Source organism: Saccharothrix sp. 6-C (assembly GCF_016695385.1).
In the GTDB taxonomy this organism is placed as follows: Bacteria; Actinomycetota; Actinomycetes; order Mycobacteriales; family Pseudonocardiaceae; genus Actinosynnema; species Actinosynnema texasense.
Map to the genome: position 1 here is coordinate 7,004,095 of NZ_CP064192.1, position 16,787 is coordinate 7,020,881.

Below are 16,787 nucleotides of genomic sequence, written 5' to 3' on the forward strand. Positions count from 1 at the left end.
TCAACGCTCGACGAAACCCGTGAAGCCGCCGCGGGCCTCCGACCAGCGCTCCACGATCGAGTCCACCCGCCCGGGGGTAGCGCCGGAACGCAACGCAGTCAGCAGATCCCGGCACGCGGATTCCGGCCCTTCCGCGTTCACCTCGACCCGACCGTCACGCAGGTTGGACGCCGAACCGACAAGTCCCAGCTCAAGCGCCCTGGCGCGGGTCCACCAGCGGAAACCGACACCCTGCACGTGGCCCCGCACCCAGGCGGTCAGGCGCACGGTCTGCTCTACTCCAGCCACAAGAGCCATCCTGTCATTTCACCCGTTAGTGGTACGGTGCGCGACCGTGACAGCACGGCGTGGTAACCGATCCGTGATCGGCGGACTCGTCGGCCTGCTCCTCGGCGCGGCCGGTGCGACCGGCGTCGCCGTCGCCAACCCGGAACAGCTCGCCCCGTTCGTCGGGGAAAGCGCAGCACAGCGCAGCGGTTCCGACAACATCGGCGCCGGCGGGGTCGGGGGCGTGGGCGAGCCCGAACGGGGCCGTGAGCCGGTGACGCCGCCGACCACCACCGAAGCGCCGCCGTCCACGACGACCACGACCCAGACGACGACCACCACCGAGACCACCACGACGACGGAGACGACGACCGCCACGTCCGAACCGTCCCCCGAGCCCACGACGACGACCGCGCCCGCCGACCTGCCGCAGGCGCAGCAGGTCGTCGCCCTGGTGAACGAGGCGCGCGACCTCGCCGGCTGCGGGCCGCTCGAGGTGGACGACCGGGTGGTCCAGGCCGCGCAGGGCCACAGCACCGACATGGCCCGGCGCGACTACTTCTCGCACACCACCCCCGAGGGCGTCGACTTCGCGCAGCGCATGCGCGCGGCGGGCTACCCGAGCCCCGGCGGCGAGAACATCGCCATGGGCCAGCGGTCCCCCGAGCAGGTCATGAAGGCCTGGATGAACTCCGACGGGCACCGCCGCAACATCCTGAACTGCGGGTTCACCACCATCGGCGTGGGTCTGGACACCCGCGGCTGGTACTGGACCCAGAACTTCGGCTGGTAGAGACCGTCCGACAGACCTTGGGAGAACCGTTGTACGAGACCCCGGAGCCCGAGCGCGCCCGCCCGCGCGTGTCGCCCCACGTGCTGCTGGCGGCGTCCGGTGTCGCCGTGTCGACGATCTTCGCCACCATCGCGGCCCTGGCGGGCGCGACCCCGGACGCGTCGCCCGGCAGCCAGCTGCCGCGTGAGGACGTCGTGTCCCGCAGCACCCTCAGCACGTCCCCGCGCACGTCTTCGTCGTCCTCGGCGGTCAGCCTGACCACCACCGCGGAGTCGACCACCACGACGACCGAGGCCACCCCGACGACGACCACGTCGCGCCGCACCCGCGTGACCACGGTGACCCGGCCGGACGGCACCACCACGACCACGGTGGTGGAAGAGCCCCAACCCACGAACACGAACACCGGTCAGCCGACCACCACCACGACCGCGGTCGTCACCACCACGACCGACCCCAAGCCGACGACGACCACGACCGTCCCCACGACGACCACCACCACGGTGCCGGTCGACCCGCCGTCGGGCGCGTAACGAGATCACCCGCAGCCGGTGACGGTCCGCCACACCATCGGGTGGTGGACCGCCGGAACGTTGAGGCACGCGGCGTGAGCGGCCGATAACCCGAACACTGACCATCCGTCCGGATCCCCCGCAGGGAGATGGTGTGTTCGAGGAAGACCAGGCCGCGCCGCCGAAGAAGAAGCTCACCTCTGTGGTGCTGCTCGCCGCGGGCGGCGCCGTCGTCGCCACCGTGATCGCCACCCTCGCGTCGGTGCTGGCCGGCGGCGGGTCCACGGCCGCCCCGCCGCCCGTGCCGCGGGTCGAGGTGCTGACGACGCAGGACGTGCCGGAAGCCGCCGCGCCGGACGCGAGGACCGCCACGCTGGTGGTCACGGTGTCCAAGCGGGCGGGCGAGCAGCCGCCGCCGGGCAAGGCGGGCGGCTCGACGCCGGCGGACGCGCGGGCGAAGGCCGACCCGGGCGCGGAGTCGACCGCGGCGACGTCGCCCGAACCCGCGGTCACCACCCAGCCGCCGAGCAACCCGCCGGCGACCTACGACCCGCCGGCGCCGTCGTCCTCCGCGTCGACCACCACCGCCACCACGCCGACGACCGAGGACGACGAAGCGCCGTAGCTACCAGACGTCGCCGTCCCGCCAGTCGCACACGAGGTCGCCCGCCAGGTCGAGCGGCACGACCGGCAGGACGAAGATCCCGTCGTCCTCCTCTTCGGTGCGCTCGACGCCCGTGGGCGTCATCGCGAACGTCCGTCCCCGCCACCGCCGCCACCCCCGCGCCGCGTAGAACTCCAGGGCGTCCTCCGACGCGCTGAGAGCGCCGAGGGGGTACGCGCCGCGCACGACGGCCTCCAAGGCCGCCATCACGGCCCCGCCAACGCCCAGGCGTCGTCGGTCCGCGCGCACCGCGACACCTTCCACGTACCCGGCCCGCAGCGCGCGGGTCGTGTGCGGGAGACCCGTGCCCTGGCGTGCGTGCAGCAACCGGCGCTGCACGACGGCGCCGTGGCCGATCAACTCGTCACCGTCCCAGGCGAAGGCGTGCACGCCGCCCAGGCTGTGCTCCCAGTCGTCATCGCCGAAATCGCCGTCGAAGGCCTCGTCGAGCAGCTCGCGGGCGGCGGCGAGCGCCGACTCGGGCGCTTGCCAGGTGTGCAGCACGGAGACAGGTGACACGGCTCACACCCTAGGCCGTCACGTCCGGCGCTCCCGTCTCGCTCCTCTGGCAGCGAAAGGAGCCCGAAATGGCAGAGCACATCGTGGTCGTCGGCGCGGGTTACGCGGGTCTGGCCGCGGCCAAGCTGGCCGCCAGGTGGACCGACTCGAAGGTGACCCTGGTGAACGCGCGGGACCGGTTCGTCGAACGGGTCCGGCTGCACCAGTTCGCGGTGGGGCAGCAGCTGCGGGACGTCCCGCTCGCCGCCGTCCTCAAGGGCACCGGCGTCGAGCTGGTGGTGGACCGGGTCACCGGCATCGACCCCGACGCGCGCAAGGTGCAGCTCGCCAACGGCGCGCTGACCTACGACCGGCTGATCTACGCCCTGGGCAGCCAGGCGGACCTGGGCGGCGTCCCGGGCGCGGCCGAGCACGCGCACGCCGTCTCGACCCAGGAGGACGCCGAGGAGCTGGCCGCGGCGCTGCGGACCGCGCGCACGGTCGCCGTCACGGGCGGCGGGCTGACGGGCATCGAGGCCGCCGCCGAGTTGGCCGAGTCGCGCCCGGACCTGGACGTGCTGCTGGTCACCGCCGGCGGTTTCGGCGAGGCACTGTCGGACAAGGGCAGGCGGCACCTGGTCAAGGTGTTCGCCCGGCTCGGCGTCGAGGTCCGCGACCACGTCCGGGTCACCGAGGTCCGCGCCGACGGCCTGGTGCTCGACACCGGTGACCTGGTCGCCGCCGACACGGTCGTCTGGACGGCCGGTTTCGCCGTGCCGGACCTGGCGGCGCGGGCCGGGTTCGCGGTGGACGGCCGCGGCCGGATGCTGGTCGACCACACGTTGACCTCGACCTCGCACCCGGAGGTCCAGGGCATCGGCGACGCCGCCGCGATGAAGCGGCACGACGGCCTGGAACTGCGCATGGCGTGCGCGACCGGCCTGCCGACGGCGCAGAAGGCCGTGCGGGCGCTGGCGAAGCGGCTCGGCGGTGGCGTGCCGGCCGACCGGCTCGACTTCCGCTACCTCAACCAGTGCATCAGCCTGGGCCGCCGGGACGGCCTGATCCAGTTCGTGAACGCCGACGACAGCCCGAAGGAGCGCGTCCTCACCGGCCGGCCGGCGGCGCGCTACAAGGAACTCGTGGTGCGCGCCGCCCTGATGTTCCAGCGCCACCCCACGATGCCGGCGGGCTGAGCCGTCACCGGGCCGCGAGGCCCGCGTCCGCCACGTCGTGCGCGTCGCGGCGCGGCACCTCGCCGCCGAACACGAGCCGGTACAGCGACGGGTCGGCCGCGGCGGACCCGACGAGCCCCGGGCCGCCGCGGCCGCCACCAGGGCGGCCTCGTCCGCGAAGTGCGGGTGGGCCGCGGTGTGCGAGACACCGGCCGTCGCCGCGGCACGGCGCAGGGTCGGGTCTTCGGCGTCCTCGGCGACGACGAGCGAGCGTGCCGCCGCGACCAGGGCGGCCCGCAGGTCCCCGTGGTGGTAGGGCCGCCGGGGCGATGTCGCCACCGGGGACTCCCTCTCCGGACGGGCGCTAGATGTAGTGACTAATCAGGTTGTTGACGGCGTGTCGGGTTGAACGCAGGGAGGACCTCCGGGCGGAGTGGATGTGTCTGACGCATCCCATCGGCACACGGAGGTCCTCGCGTGCACAGTAACGCCCGCACCACGGTCCATGCCCGCAGGCTGATCGTGACCCGTCGCGCGGCCGGGTGGTCGCCCGCGAGCATCGCCGAGCAGCTCGGTATCTCCCGGGCCACCGTGCACAAGTGGCTGGCCCGGCACCGCGGTGAAGGAGACGCCGGGCCGGCCGACCGCAGCTCACGACCGCACCACAGCCCCCGGCGCACCCCGACCGAGATCGAGGACCGCATCCTCGCCGTCCGACGGTCGGTGCGACGCGGGCCGGTGCACCTGTCCGGACTGCTCGGACTGCCGGCCTCCACGATCGGCCGGGTCCTGCGCCGCCGCGCCGAGCCCGCCCTGGCCGCGACCGATGCGATCACCGGCCTGCCGGTGCGGCGCCGGCACACCGGCATCCGCTACGAACGCCCCCACCCCGGCGACCTGCTGCACGTCGACGTCAAGAAACTCGGCCGCGTCCCCGACGGCGGCGGCTGGCGGGCGCACGGCCGCAGCGAGAAGGTCCGCGGCCGGGGCATCGGCTACGACTACCTGCACGTCGCCGTGGACGACCGCACCCGCCTGGCCTACGTCGAGGCACTGCCCGACGAGCGCGACGCGACCTGCGCCGCCTTCCTGCACCGCGCCGTGGCCTGGTTCCGCGACCGGGGCGTCGTGGTGCTGCGGGTGCTCACCGACAACGCCAAGACCTACCGCGTCGGCGGCAACTGGCGGGCGGTCTGCGTCGCCCTGGGCATCCGCCGACGCTTCACCAAACCCGGCTGCCCCTGGACCAACGGCAAAGCCGAACGCTTCAACCGCACCCTGCGGACCGAGTTCGCCTACGCCCAAGCCTGGACCGGCAACGACCACCGCCTGACCGCCCTGCCCGACTGGGTCCACGACTACAACCACCACCGCGCCCACAGCGCCCTCGGCGGCCAGCCACCCATCACCCGACTGACCCCCTAGACGTCAACAACGTCACGAATCAGTACAGCTAGAGCTCGAACCGGTAGCCCATGCCGGGCTCCGTCACCAGGTGCCGGGGGTGCGCGGGCTCGGGCTCCAGCTTGCGGCGCAACTGGGCCAGGTAGACGCGCAGGTAGTGGGTCTCCTTCGCGTACGCCGGCCCCCACACCTCCTGAAGCAGCTGCTTCTGCGCCACCAGCCGGCCCCGGTTGCGGGCCAGGATCTCCAGCAGGCCCCACTCCGTGGGCGTCAGGTGCACCTCGACGCCCTCCCGGCGCACCTTCTTCGCCGCCAGGTCGACGGTGAACGACGCGGTCTCCACGACCGCGTCCCCGCCCTCCGCCACCGCCGACCGGCGCACCGCCGCGCGCAGCCTGGCCAGCAGCTCGTCCATCCCGAACGGCTTGGTCACGTAGTCGTCGGCGCCCGCGTCCAGCGCCTGCACCTTGTCGGCCGAGTCGACCCGCGCGGACAGCACGATGATCGGCACGGTCGTCCAGCCGCGCAGTCCCGCGATGACCTCGGCGCCGTCCACGTCCGGCAGGCCCAGGTCGAGCACCACCACGTCCGGCCTGCCCTCGGCCGCCGCCTTGAGCGCCGCCGTGCCGTCGTGCGCGGTCAGGACCGAGTAGCCGCGGGCCGACAGGTTGATCCGCAACGCCCGCACGATCTGCGGCTCGTCATCGACCACCAGCACCTTTGTCACGCTGAGACACTACGCCCGGACCACGCCCGCCGACCGGGTCCGACTACGTTCGGCGAGCTTCCTGACGGGCCCTTGATGCGAGCCCGTTCACCCTTTATGGCGTTTTGACGGGTCCTTCTCCGCATCAGTGCGGAAAGGGTGAGTACATCCGGGTGCGAATGCAATCATTCCCTGGACAGCCGTACTGCGAAAGTGCGAATGTCCTGTCCGAATTCGGACACTTGCTCACTCACGGTGAGCCACGAGGAGGTCTGATGACCACCAGTGTGACCAATCAGGACGCGTTACAACTCGTGGTCGCCGTGCACCGGCTGATCCGCAGCCTGCGCCAGTCCGCGTCCGTCCGGCGCCTGCAGCCCACCCAGCTGCTGGTGCTGGCGGAGCTCGCGTCGCAGGGACCGATGCGGATCGGCGAGATCGCGGTGCGCGCGCTGTGCTCGCAGCCGACGGCGACCACGGTGGTGACGGGCCTGGAGTCCAGCGGCCTGGTGCGCCGCGAATCCGATCCGGCCGACGGGCGGGCCACGATCGTCGAGCTGACCGGCCTCGGGCGGGACACCATCCTGTCCCTCGCGCACGGCGAGGCGGAGCTGCTGTCCGAGCGGATCTCCCGGCTGGAACCGGAGGAGCGCGACGCGCTCAGGTCGGTCACGCCGCTGCTGCGCAGGCTCGCCGACCCGGCGCGGTGAGCGCGCCCGTCAACCCCTCGGTCGGGGTTGGCAGCGCGGGCACGAGTAGGACGAGCGGTTCATGAACGGCTCGCGCCTGATCGCCGTCCCGCACCGCCGGCACGGCTCGTTCTCCCGCCCGTACACGGCCAGGGACCGGTCGAAGTAACCCGACTGGCCGTTCACGTTGACGTAGAGCGCGTCGAACGACGTGCCGCCCTCACCCAGTGCCTCGTACATCACCCGGGTGGCGTGCGCCAGCAGCTCGGCGGCCTTGGCCCTGGTCAGCTTGTCCACGGGCCGCGACCCGTGCAGCCGGGCCCGCCACAGCGCCTCGTCGGCGTAGATGTTGCCCACGCCGGAGACGACCGTCTGGTCGAGCAGGGCGCGCTTGACCTCGGTCCGCCGCTTCCGCAGCGCCGCGACCGCCGCGTCCGGGTCGAACGCCGGGTCCATCGGATCACGCGCGATGTGCGCCACCGGCCGCGGCAGCATGGCGCCGTCGACCTCGACGATGTCCGCCAGCGCCAGTCCGCCGAACGTGCGCTGGTCCACGAAGCGCAGCTCCGGCCCGCCGTCGGCGAACCGGACCCGCACCCGCAGGTGCTTCTCGTCCGGCGCGTCGACGGGCTGGACCAGCATCTGGCCGCTCATGCCGAGGTGCGCGAGCATGGCGTCGCCGCCCGACAGGTCGACCCACAGGTACTTGCCGCGACGGCGCGCGGCCTCCAGTCGCTGACCGGTCAGGCGCACGGCGAAATCCGCCGCACCGGGCAGGTGTCGGCGGATCGCGCGTGGGTGGAGGACTTCTACCGCTTCGACGGTCCTCCCGGCGACGTGCTCGTGCAGACCTCGGCGGACTACCTCGACCTCGGGCAGCTCGGGCACGGGCGGGTGATCAGTCCTCGGACTCGCGCTCGGCGGCGGCGGCCTCGGCCTGCTCCAGCTCTTCGAGCATCTCGTAGGCGGCGGCCTGCGGCTTGGTCGGCTTGAGCATCCAGCCGCCCGCCTGGGCGGTGTCGCGCACGAGGACCAAGCCCTGGATGCCGCCGTTGCGGCTGGCGTTCAGCGGGCGGGACGGACGCGCGTGGCGCGCGCGGCGGTTCGTCCGGACGTTCGTGGCATACATTTCGGCGTCAGTCTTCCTGAGTAGGTGAAGCCTGGGGTGAAGCCTGCGTGGCCGAGCCGGACGCGTGGCCGTTCCCGGACGCGCCGGTCTCCTCGGCGCGAACCCGTTCGTGCAACACGCGGTAGGCGGCCTCGGCCGCCTTCTGCTCGGCTTCCTTCTTCGTGCGCCCGTCCCCGGTCCCGTAGGCCTGACCACCGACGAGCACCGTGGCGGTGAACTCCTTGCGGTGGTCCGGGCCCTGGTCGTCCACCCGGTACTCGGGGACGCCAAGACCGGCGGACGCGGTCAGCTCCTGAAGACTCGTCTTCCAGTCCAGTCCAGCACCCCGCAGCGGCGCTTCCGCCAACAACGGGTCGAACAGGTGGTGAACGAGTTGACGCGCGGTTTCAATGCCGAACTGCAAGTACACCGCGCCGATGACGGCTTCCAGGCCGTCCGCGAGGATGCTCGCCTTGTCCCTGCCGCCGGTCAGCTCCTCGCCGCGACCGAGCAGCAGGTGCCCGCCCAACCCGTCGTCGCCGAGACCCCGCGCGACGCCCGCGAGGGCGTGCATGTTGACCACGCTCGCGCGGAGCTTGGCGAGCTGCCCCTCGGGCAGGTCGGGGTGCGTGCGGTACAGGTGATCGGTGACGACGAGGCCGAGCACCGCGTCGCCGAGGAACTCCAGCCGCTCGTTGGGCGGCAGACCACCGTTCTCGTACGCGTACGACCGGTGTGTGAGTGCGAGCGTCAGCAGCTCGGCGTCCAACGGGACGCCGAGCGCTTCGATCAACGGGGCGCGGTCGGCGGACCGACCGCGCGACGACCTACCCCCCACGATTCGCCGCTACCTTCGCCAGAGAGGTGATCAGGCCGGCTGGACGACCTGGCGGCCGTCGTACTGGCCGCAGGCCGGGCAGGCGACGTGCTGGGGCTTCGGCTGGCGGCAGGCCCGGTTCTGGCACGCCACCAGGTGCACGGCACTGGTCTTCCACTGAGCGCGGCGCGAGCGCGTGTTCGAGCGCGACATCTTCCGCTTCGGGACGGCCACGACTAGTTCTCCTCTGGATTGTCACGATTCCCGTCGAACCGCTCTTGCAAGGCGGCCCAACGGGGGTCAATCGTCTCATGCCCGTGGTCGGGGCCGAGATCAGCCAGCCTGCCGCCGCAGTCGACGCACAGCCCGAGGCAGTCCGGCGAGCACAGCGGCACCTGCGGCAACGCGAGCACGATGGCGTCGCGCACCACGGGTTCGAGGTCGATCAGGTCGTCGTGCAGACGGCTGACCTCGTCCTCTTCGGTGGTCTCGTCGGTGGTGCTGTCCGGGTAGGCGTACAGCTCGGTCAGCTCCACCTCGACCTCCGCCGACAGCGGGTCCAGGCAGCGCGAGCACTCCCCTTCGACCACCGTCGCGGCCGTGCCCGTCACGAGCACGCCTTCGACCACCGACTCCAACAAGAGGTCGAGTTCGACGTCGCCCCCCGCCGGCACCGCGATCACGCCGAGAAGGCCGACGCCCTCCGCGGGCACCGTCCGGCGCACACCGCGGCTGGAGCCCGCTCGACGCCCGAGGTCCCTGGTGTCGATGACCCAGGGCCCGGTCGCTGTGGGACGCGCGGAGGCGTGACGATGCTCAGACATGATGTTTGGTGTTGCCGTCGGGGACTTACCACGACCAGCCGGTCAAGGGTACGGGACAACGGGCGTCCACGTGAAATCGGCTGGTCGGAGCGTCGTCCGGTCGGGTTATTCGTGGTAGTCGAACGGCGCGGCGGCGCTCGCGACGGCCGGGCCGCGCAGGTGCGAGCGACCCTTCCCGACGCTGCGCAGGGTGTGCGCGAGCAGGTCCTCGAAGTCGGCCAGCTTGCCGTCCACGTACGCGTCGCACTCGTTGCGCAGCCGGATGGCCTCCGTCTGCGCCGCGTCCAGCACCCGGGCGGCCTCGGCGTGCGCGGCCTGCACGACCTCGGTCCCGTCGACCAGGCGCGCCTGCTCCGCCCGGCCCTCCTCGATCGCGCGCTCGTAGTTGGCCCGGCCCGCCTGGACCATGCGGTCGGCCTCGGCGTGCGCCCGGCCCACCAGGTCCTCGTACTCCTGGCGGCCCGCGGAGACGGTGCGCTGCGCCTGGTCCTCGGCGTCGGCGACCATCCGCTCGGCCCGCGCCCGCGCCTCGGACAGCATCCGCTCGGCCTCGTGCTGCGCCTCGGAGACCATCCGCTCGGCGTCGGACCGCGCCTTGCTCACGGCCTGGTCCGCGTCGTGCTGGGCCTTGCCGACCAGCTCGTCGCGGTGGTCGAGCACGTCCTGGGCGTCGTCCAGCTCCGCCGGGATGGCGTCGCGCACGTCGTCGAGGAGTTCGAGCACGTCGCCGCGCGGCACGACGCACCCGGAGGTCATCGGCACGCCACGCGCTTCCTCGACGATCGTGACCAGCTCGTCGAGGGCCTCGAACACCCGGTACACGTCTCACTCCTCGCGCCCACAGCAGTACCCGTCCTAGTGTGCCCTGCCGATCTCGTCGCCGCCGGGAGATCGGCAGGGCGTGTCCGGCTACCGGGTGATGTCCGCCGGGACGGGGCCGGCGCGGTGGTCCGGGCTCGCGTCGCCGATCACGACCCGCCGCGCGCCACGCGTGCGGAGGCCCGTCGTCTTGACCGCGCCCACCTCGCAGCAGCCGGTCGAGCACGCCTGCGCGGCCGTGGAAGGTCCACTTGTCCTGCGGATACGGCCGCACGGTGTCGACGGCCCGGGCGGGCGGGCCGACAGGCCGACCTCGCGGCAGGCGGCGTGCCGCCCGCACCGGCGCGACCGCCCGAGCGGGCGCGGTGGCCGTGCCCGCTCGGGGAGGGCAGCGCCTTCGCGGTGCGCGATGTGATCTCGCTCATGCCGGTGAACGGTCACCGCACCGAGCGACGAGCCGGTTCACGGACCGTGAACGGTCAGCGACCCTCGGCGAGCCGGGCGGAGAGCCGGTCCTTGATCGTGGGGGGCAGCAGGCTCGTCACGTCGCCGCCGTAGGTCGCCACGTCCTTGACCAGGGAGCTGGCCAGGAAGCTGTAGATCGGGTTGGTCGGCATGAACAGCGTCTCGACCCCGGTGAGCTGGTGGTTCATCTGCGCCATCTGCAGCTCGTAGTCGTAGTCGCTGACCGCCCGCAGGCCTTTGACGATGGCCTTGATGTCGTTCTCCAGGCAGTAGTCGACCAGCAGGCCGTGCCAGGCGTCGACGCGGACGTTCGGCCACTGCGCGGTGACCTCGCGCAGCATTTCGGTGCGCTCCTCCACCGAGAACAACGTCTTCTTGTTCTTGTTGATGAGCACGGCGACGACGACTTCGTCGAAGAGCTTCGCCGCTCTGCCGATGATGTCCAGGTGTCCGTTGGTGGCCGGGTCGTAGGAGCCGGGGCACACGGCACGCGTCATGGTTTCGGACGGTAGCACCCGATCGGACGCGTCCACTCCGGTGCGTGGTCGGCATCACCCGGAGGCGTCAACCTGTTCGGCCCAGTGCAGCGCCGTGTCGCCGTATCGCTTGCTGCGCAAGGATTCCACCGGGCTTGGCCAAATCGGTTCAGGGCTGCGCGCGCCCCGTTCGACGACGAACAGCGAGCCCGGTTTCGTCCAACCGTTCGTGACCAGCGACGCGAGGAGCCGGTTGAGCTGTTCGTCCGTCACCGCGTAGGGCGGATCGGCGAAGACCACGTCACAGGCGACCTCCGCCGCACCGCCCGCCACGGCCTCCGCGGTGCGGTTGACGACCGTGGCGCCGGGCAGCGCGACCACCTTGGCGTTGCTCTTCAAGACTTCGGCAGCCCGCTTGTCCGACTCCACGAACGTGGCCCTCGCCGCGCCCCTGGACATCGCCTCGAACCCGAGCGCCCCGGACCCCGCGTACAGGTCCAGCACCACCGCGCCGTCCAGGTCGACCAACGTCTCCAACGAGCTGAACAACGCCTCCCGCACCCGGTCGGAGGTGGGTCGGGTACCCCTGGGCGGCACTCGCAGCCGGCGGCCACCGGCGGCGCCCGCGACAATCCTGGTCACCGGGTCATCGTCCCACCGCGAGTGCCTGCCACCACCCGTCGACCTCCGGCGGCTGCCCCACGTCGACCCGCTCGCCGGGCCTGGGCACGGCCAACGGCACCCCGTGCGCCTTCGCTTCCCGCCACACCCGGTCCACCGGTTCGGTCCAGTCGTGGAACGCCAGGTTGAAGGTCGCCCAGTGCACCGGGATCAGCAGGCCGCCCCGCACGTCCCGGTGCGCCGCCACGCCCTCTTCCGGCGTCATGTGGATGTCCGGCCACCCGGGCCCGTAAGCACCGATCTGGATCAAGGACGCGTCGAACGGGCCGTGCTCTTCACCGATCGTCCGGTAACCGTCGAAGTAACCCGTGTCACCGCTGTAGTAGACGCGGTGCCGCGGCCCCTTCAGCACCCACGAAGCCCACAGCGTGTTGTCCCGCTGGAAGCCCCGACCGGAGAAGTGCTGCGCCGCCGTGGCCACCAACGTGACCCCGGCCACTTCGTGCGACTCGTCCCAGTCCAGCTCGACGATCCGCTGCTCGGGCACGTCCCACCGGCGCAGGTGCGCCCCGATCCCGAGCGGCACCACGAACACCGCGTCCGTGTCCGCCGTCAACGCGCGCACCGTCGCCAGGTCCAGGTGGTCGTAGTGGTCGTGCGAGATCACCACCGCGTCCACCCGCCCGACCTCGTGCAACGCGTGCGGCACCGGGTGCAACCGCTTCGGACCGACCACTTGCGACGGTGACACGCGGTCGCTCCACACGGGGTCGACCAACACCCGCGCGCCGTCGATCTCGACCAGCGTCGACGCGTGCCCGTACCAGGTGATGTGCAGCCCGTCCGCCGACCCGACGACCGGCGGCACCAACGGCACCTCCCCGACCGGCCGCCGCTGCTGCCCGCCGAAGAACATCTCCCGCACCGTCCCGGCCGCGCCGTCGGGCGGCATGGTCCGCGTGCGGGCGTCGTTGTGGAACTTCCCGTCGCGATACCGAGGCGACCGCCGCACCCGCTCCCCGCCGAGCTTCCCGCCCAACGCCGACGACACGTCCCGCGCCGCCCAGGCGAGAGCGCCGGCCGTGAGAGCGAGCAACCCAACCGCGACCTTCTTCATGCCCCGACCAACGCCAACCCCAACCCGGGGGTTCCCCCCACCGCGCTATGTGTCCACCAACACCACCAGCCCTCGAAGCCGCCCCACAACACACCACCAAGGCCCGATTTGACATGGGTTCGGGCGCCATAGGCTGGACGAAGCCGGGCAGGCGTGGCGGACGCCCTTCCCGCCATGCCTGCCCGGCTTCGGCCTGCCTGGGGTGCCCGTAAGGGCCCCATGTCAAATCGAGCCGTACTCCCCCCAACCCAACCCCGACCCCGACCCCGACCCTCACTCCAGCACGATCAGCAGATCCCCACCCTCGACCTGCTGCACCCCGCGCACGGCCAACCGCCTGACCCGCCCGGCCTTGGGCGCGGTGATCGCGGCCTCCATCTTCATCGCCTCGATCGTCGCGATCGTCTGCCCGACCTCGACCTGTTCGTCCTCTTCCACGCTCGGCGTGACGACCCCGGCGAACGGCGCCGCGACGTGCCCCGGGTTGCCCCGGTCCGCCTTCTCCGCCACGGGCACCTCGGCCGCGATCGACCGGTCCCGCACCTGGATCGGGCGCAACTGCCCGTTCAGCGTGGCCATCACGGTGCGGATACCGCGCTCGTCGGCCTCGCCGATGGCTTCCAGCCCGATCAGCAGCCGCACGCCCGGCTCCAGGTCGACCTGGTACTCCTCCCCCGGCTTGAGCCCGTAGAAGAAGTCCTTGCTGCCCAGCACACTCGTGTCGCCGTACGCCTCGCGGTGCGCGAGGAACTCCTTCGTCGGCGCCGGGAACAGCAACCTGTTGAGCGTCGCCCGCGGGTCGTCCTCCAGGCCCTTGACGTCGTCCTCGGTCAGCTCCGCGACGCCCTTCGGCGCGGCGCGGCCCTGCAACGCCTTGCTCCGGAACGGCTCCGGCCACCCGCCCGGCGGGTCGCCCAGCTCACCGTGCAGGAACCCGATCACCGACGCCGGGATGTCGAACCGACCGGGGTCCGCCTCGAACTCCTTCGGCGAGACGCCCGCGCCGACCAGGTGCAACGCCAGGTCGCCGACGACCTTGGACGACGGCGTCACCTTCACCAGCCGACCCAGCATCCGGTCGGCCGCCGCGTACATGGACTCGATCTCCTCGAACTTCTGCCCGAGGCCGAGCGCGACCGCCTGCGTCCGCAGGTTCGACAGCTGCCCACCGGGGATCTCGTGCGAGTACACGCGTCCCGTCGGGCCGGGGATGCCCGACTCGAACGGCGCGTAGACCTTGCGCACCGACTCCCAGTACGGCTCCAGGTCGCACACCGCCCGCAGGTCCAGGCCCGTGGACCGCTCCGTGTAGTCGGTGGCCGCGACGATCGCCGACAGCGGCGGCTGCGACGTCGTGCCCGCCATCGACGCCACCGCGCCGTCGACCGCGTCGACCCCGGACTGGATGGCCGCCAGGTACGTCGCGAGCTGCCCGCCCGCCGTGTCGTGCGTGTGCAGGTGCACCGGCAGGTCGAACTCCTTGCGCAACGCCGTCACCAGGCGCGCCGCCGCCGGCGGGCGCAGCAGCCCGGCCATGTCCTTCACCGCGAGGACGTGCGCGCCGGCGCCGACGATCTGCTCGGCCAGCTTCAGGTAGTAGTCGAGCGTGTAGATCCGCTCGTCGGGGTTGGAGAGGTCCGAGGTGTAGCACAGGCAGACCTCGGCGACGGCCGTGCCGGTCTCGCGGACGGCCTCGATCGCCGGCCGCATCTGCTCCACGTCGTTCAGCGCGTCGAAGATCCGGAAGATGTCGATGCCGGTCTTCGTCGCTTCCTGGACGAACGTGCTGGTCACCGCCTCGGGGTAGGGCGTGTAGCCCACCGTGTTCCGGCCGCGCAGCAGCATCTGCAGGGTGATGTTCGGCACCGCTTCGCGCAGCGCCGCCAGCCGCTCCCACGGGTCCTCGGCCAGGAACCGGAGCGCCACGTCGTACGTCGCGCCGCCCCACGCCTCCAACGACAGCAGCTGCGGCGTCATGCGTGCCACGTGCGGCGCGATGGCCAGCAGGTCCTTCGTCCGCACGCGCGTCGCCAGCAACGACTGGTGCGCGTCGCGGAACGTGGTGTCGGTGACGGCCAGCGCCTTGCCCTCCCGCAGCCAGCGGGCGAAGCCCTCCGGCCCCAGCTCCTCCAGCTTCTGCTTCGACCCCGCCGGCGGCTCGGCGTTCAGGTCGACCGCCGGCAGCTTCACCTTCGGGTCCACGACGGACGGGCGCGGGCCGTTCGGCCGGTTCACCGTCACGTCGGCCAGGTAGGTCAGCATGCGCGTGCCGCGGTCGGCGGAGTGCCGCGCGGTCAGCAGGTGGGGTCGCTTCTCGATGAACGACGTCGTGACCCGGCCCTCGTAGAAGTCCGGGTCGTCCAGCACCGCCTGGATGAACGGGATGTTCGTGGACACGCCCCGGATGCGGAACTCGGCCACCGCGCGCCGCGCGCGGGCCACCGCGGCGGAGAACGTGCGCCCGCGGCACGTCAGCTTGACCAGCATCGAGTCGAAGTGCGCGCCGATGACCGTGCCCGCGCCGGTCGTGCCGCCGTCCAGCCGGATGCCCGAGCCGCCCGGCGAGCGGTAGGCGCTGATCATGCCGGTGTCCGGGCGGAAGCCGTTGGCCGGGTCTTCCGTCGTGATGCGGCACTGCAGCGCCGCGCCGCGCAGCTGCACGGTCTCCTGGCTCAGCCCCAGGTCGGCCAGGGTCTCGCCGCCCGCGATGCGCATCTGCGACTGCACCAGGTCCACGTCGGTGACCTCTTCGGTGACCGTGTGCTCGACCTGGATGCGGGGGTTCATCTCGATGAAGACGTAGTTGCCGCGCGGGTCGAGCAGGAACTCGACGGTGCCGGCGTTGCGGTAGCCGATGTGCCGGGCGAACTTCACCGCGTCGGCGCAGATCCGGTCGCGCAGCTCCGGCGCGAGGTTCGGCGCGGGCGCGATCTCGATGACCTTCTGGTGACGGCGCTGCACCGAGCAGTCGCGCTCGAACAGGTGAATCACGTTGCCCTCGCCGTCGGCGAGGATCTGCACCTCGATGTGCCGCGGCTCGACCACGGCCTGCTCCAGGAACACCGTCGGGTCGCCGAACGCCGACTCCGCCTCGCGTGACGCGGCCTCCAGCGACTCCCTGAGCTGGGCGGGCTCTTCCACCCGCCGCATGCCGCGTCCGCCACCACCCGCGACGGCCTTCACGAACACCGGGAACGAGATGTCCTCGGCGGCCCGGACCAGGGCGTCGATGTCGCTCGACGGCTCGCTGGACTTGAGCACCGGCAGGCCGGCCGCGCGGGCCGCGGCGATCGCGCGGGCCTTGTTGCCGGTCAGTTCGAGCACGTCCGAGGGCGGGCCGACGAACGTGATGCCGGCGTCCGCGCAGGCCTTGGCCAGCTCGGGGTTCTCGGACAGGAAGCCGTAGCCGGGGTAGACCGCGTCGGCGCCCGCCTTGCGCGCCGCCTTGATGATCTCCTCGACGGACAGGTAGGCCCGGACGGGGTGGCCGGGCTCGCCGATCTCGTAGGACTCGTCGGCCTTCAGCCGGTGCAGGGAGTTGCGGTCTTCGTGGGGGAAGACGGCAACGGTGCCGGCGCCAAGCTCGTAGGCAGCGCGAAAGGCCCGGATCGCGATCTCGCCGCGGTTGGCGACAAGAACCTTGCGGAACATGCGGCGTTCCCTCCCGGTTACTCGGCGAGTCGCGCCCGAGCGCGGGCGGAACTCGATGAATCAAGGCACGCTACCGTGCGCTTCCCGCCCCTCGGGAGTTCCATCTCACGTGACGGACGTCATCGTGATCGTTCACTCACCCGGTCAAGGCAGGCGCGACCTGGGATCACGCTCCGGGATT

General features: G+C 72.0%; 19 protein-coding genes. 6 read left to right on the top strand and 13 right to left on the bottom strand.

Annotated features, from left to right (window positions below):
• Positions 1–297 (bottom strand): acylphosphatase, encoded by a 297-nt coding sequence (locus IOD16_RS29755; protein WP_123745926.1) that lies wholly within the window; start codon positions 295–297, stop codon positions 1–3.
• 64 nt (positions 298–361) lie between these two features.
• Here IOD16_RS29755 and IOD16_RS29760 point away from each other — a divergent pair, with 64 nt between their 5' ends.
• The 3 genes from IOD16_RS29760 (at position 362) to IOD16_RS29770 (ending at position 2,197) form a co-directional block, all read left to right on the top strand.
• Positions 362–1,060 (top strand): CAP domain-containing protein, encoded by a 699-nt coding sequence (locus IOD16_RS29760; protein ID WP_236594465.1) that lies wholly within the window; start codon positions 362–364, stop codon positions 1,058–1,060.
• Positions 1,061–1,089: 29 nt separating this feature from the next.
• Entirely contained in the window at positions 1,090–1,593 is a 504-nt protein-coding gene (locus IOD16_RS29765; protein ID WP_201436991.1) for a hypothetical protein, read from the top strand.
• A gap of 133 nt (positions 1,594–1,726) precedes the next feature.
• Positions 1,727–2,197: a hypothetical protein gene (locus IOD16_RS29770; RefSeq protein WP_201436993.1), complete on the top strand. Its 471-nt coding sequence runs from the start codon at positions 1,727–1,729 to the stop codon at positions 2,195–2,197.
• Here the strand turns inward: IOD16_RS29770 and IOD16_RS29775 are convergent, their stop codons facing one another.
• Positions 2,198–2,755 carry a GNAT family N-acetyltransferase gene (locus IOD16_RS29775; protein ID WP_201436995.1) on the bottom strand — a complete coding sequence of 186 codons (558 nt, stop codon included), beginning with the start codon at positions 2,753–2,755 and terminating at the stop codon, positions 2,198–2,200. It lies immediately after the preceding gene.
• A gap of 68 nt (positions 2,756–2,823) precedes the next feature.
• On the opposite strand from IOD16_RS29775, the gene IOD16_RS29780 reads away from it, so the two are divergent.
• Together IOD16_RS29780 and IOD16_RS29785 are read left to right on the top strand one after the other, a co-directional pair.
• Positions 2,824–3,930, top strand: a complete 1,107-nt coding sequence (locus IOD16_RS29780; RefSeq protein ID WP_201436997.1) for an NAD(P)/FAD-dependent oxidoreductase — start codon at positions 2,824–2,826, stop codon at positions 3,928–3,930.
• Between the two features lie 456 nt (positions 3,931–4,386).
• Positions 4,387–5,334, top strand: coding sequence for an IS481 family transposase (locus IOD16_RS29785; protein WP_201436998.1), 948 nt, complete (start codon positions 4,387–4,389; stop codon positions 5,332–5,334).
• Between the two features lie 28 nt (positions 5,335–5,362).
• On the opposite strand, the gene IOD16_RS29790 is transcribed toward IOD16_RS29785, so the two are convergent.
• Positions 5,363–6,040, bottom strand: a complete 678-nt coding sequence (locus IOD16_RS29790; protein ID WP_123745921.1) for a response regulator — start codon at positions 6,038–6,040, stop codon at positions 5,363–5,365.
• A gap of 254 nt (positions 6,041–6,294) precedes the next feature.
• On the opposite strand from IOD16_RS29790, the gene IOD16_RS29795 reads away from it, so the two are divergent.
• Positions 6,295–6,729 carry a MarR family winged helix-turn-helix transcriptional regulator gene (locus IOD16_RS29795; protein ID WP_123745920.1) on the top strand — a complete coding sequence of 145 codons (435 nt, stop codon included), beginning with the start codon at positions 6,295–6,297 and terminating at the stop codon, positions 6,727–6,729.
• A 9-nt stretch (positions 6,730–6,738) separates the two neighbouring features.
• Here the strand turns inward: IOD16_RS29795 and mutM are convergent, their stop codons facing one another.
• The 10 genes from mutM to IOD16_RS29845 all read right to left on the bottom strand — a co-directional run bounded on the left by mutM (position 6,739) and on the right by IOD16_RS29845 (position 16,606).
• On the bottom strand, positions 6,739–7,596 hold the full coding sequence (gene mutM, locus IOD16_RS29800; RefSeq protein ID WP_201437000.1) for a bifunctional DNA-formamidopyrimidine glycosylase/DNA-(apurinic or apyrimidinic site) lyase: 858 nt from the start codon (positions 7,594–7,596) through the stop codon (positions 6,739–6,741).
• A gap of 10 nt (positions 7,597–7,606) precedes the next feature.
• A complete protein-coding gene (locus tag IOD16_RS29805; RefSeq protein ID WP_123745918.1) occupies positions 7,607–7,837 on the bottom strand; it encodes a hypothetical protein in 231 nt (76 codons plus the stop codon).
• 7 nt (positions 7,838–7,844) lie between these two features.
• On the bottom strand, positions 7,845–8,654 hold the full coding sequence (gene rnc / locus IOD16_RS29810) for a ribonuclease III (RefSeq protein ID WP_201437002.1): 810 nt from the start codon (positions 8,652–8,654) through the stop codon (positions 7,845–7,847).
• A 30-nt stretch (positions 8,655–8,684) separates the two neighbouring features.
• The gene (gene rpmF, locus IOD16_RS29815; RefSeq protein ID WP_123745916.1) at positions 8,685–8,867 is read right to left on the bottom strand and encodes a 50S ribosomal protein L32; all 183 of its coding nucleotides are present in this window, start codon (positions 8,865–8,867) and stop codon (positions 8,685–8,687) included.
• A gap of 2 nt (positions 8,868–8,869) precedes the next feature.
• Positions 8,870–9,457: a YceD family protein gene (locus IOD16_RS29820; protein WP_123745915.1), complete on the bottom strand. Its 588-nt coding sequence runs from the start codon at positions 9,455–9,457 to the stop codon at positions 8,870–8,872.
• Positions 9,458–9,562: 105 nt separating this feature from the next.
• Positions 9,563–10,279, bottom strand: a complete 717-nt coding sequence (locus IOD16_RS29825) for a DivIVA domain-containing protein (RefSeq protein WP_123745914.1) — start codon at positions 10,277–10,279, stop codon at positions 9,563–9,565.
• A gap of 476 nt (positions 10,280–10,755) precedes the next feature.
• Positions 10,756–11,238 carry a pantetheine-phosphate adenylyltransferase gene (gene coaD, locus IOD16_RS29830; protein WP_123745913.1) on the bottom strand — a complete coding sequence of 161 codons (483 nt, stop codon included), beginning with the start codon at positions 11,236–11,238 and terminating at the stop codon, positions 10,756–10,758.
• A gap of 54 nt (positions 11,239–11,292) precedes the next feature.
• On the bottom strand, positions 11,293–11,859 hold the full coding sequence (gene rsmD / locus IOD16_RS29835) for a 16S rRNA (guanine(966)-N(2))-methyltransferase RsmD (protein ID WP_201437004.1): 567 nt from the start codon (positions 11,857–11,859) through the stop codon (positions 11,293–11,295).
• Between the two features lie 4 nt (positions 11,860–11,863).
• A complete protein-coding gene (locus IOD16_RS29840) occupies positions 11,864–12,955 on the bottom strand; it encodes an MBL fold metallo-hydrolase (protein WP_201437005.1) in 1,092 nt (363 codons plus the stop codon).
• Positions 12,956–13,228: 273 nt separating this feature from the next.
• Positions 13,229–16,606 (bottom strand): pyruvate carboxylase, encoded by a 3,378-nt coding sequence (locus IOD16_RS29845; RefSeq protein ID WP_201437007.1) that lies wholly within the window; start codon positions 16,604–16,606, stop codon positions 13,229–13,231.
• Between the last annotated feature and the right edge of the window lie 181 nt (positions 16,607–16,787).

What these genes read in the sequence shown, in the direction of transcription:
- IOD16_RS29755 (WP_123745926.1), bottom strand. Translation starts at nt 297, where the DNA reads ATGGCTCTTGTGGCTGGAGTAGAGCAGACCGTGCGCCTGACCGCCTGG.
- IOD16_RS29780 (WP_201436997.1), top strand. Translation starts at nt 2,824, where the DNA reads ATGGCAGAGCACATCGTGGTCGTCGGCGCGGGTTACGCGGGTCTGGCC.
- IOD16_RS29795 (WP_123745920.1), top strand. Translation starts at nt 6,295, where the DNA reads ATGACCACCAGTGTGACCAATCAGGACGCGTTACAACTCGTGGTCGCC.
- IOD16_RS29805 (WP_123745918.1), bottom strand. Translation starts at nt 7,837, where the DNA reads ATGTATGCCACGAACGTCCGGACGAACCGCCGCGCGCGCCACGCGCGT.
- IOD16_RS29820 (WP_123745915.1), bottom strand. Translation starts at nt 9,457, where the DNA reads ATGTCTGAGCATCGTCACGCCTCCGCGCGTCCCACAGCGACCGGGCCC.
- coaD (WP_123745913.1), bottom strand. Translation starts at nt 11,238, where the DNA reads ATGACGCGTGCCGTGTGCCCCGGCTCCTACGACCCGGCCACCAACGGA.
- IOD16_RS29840 (WP_201437005.1), bottom strand. Translation starts at nt 12,955, where the DNA reads ATGAAGAAGGTCGCGGTTGGGTTGCTCGCTCTCACGGCCGGCGCTCTC.
- IOD16_RS29845 (WP_201437007.1), bottom strand. Translation starts at nt 16,606, where the DNA reads ATGTTCCGCAAGGTTCTTGTCGCCAACCGCGGCGAGATCGCGATCCGG.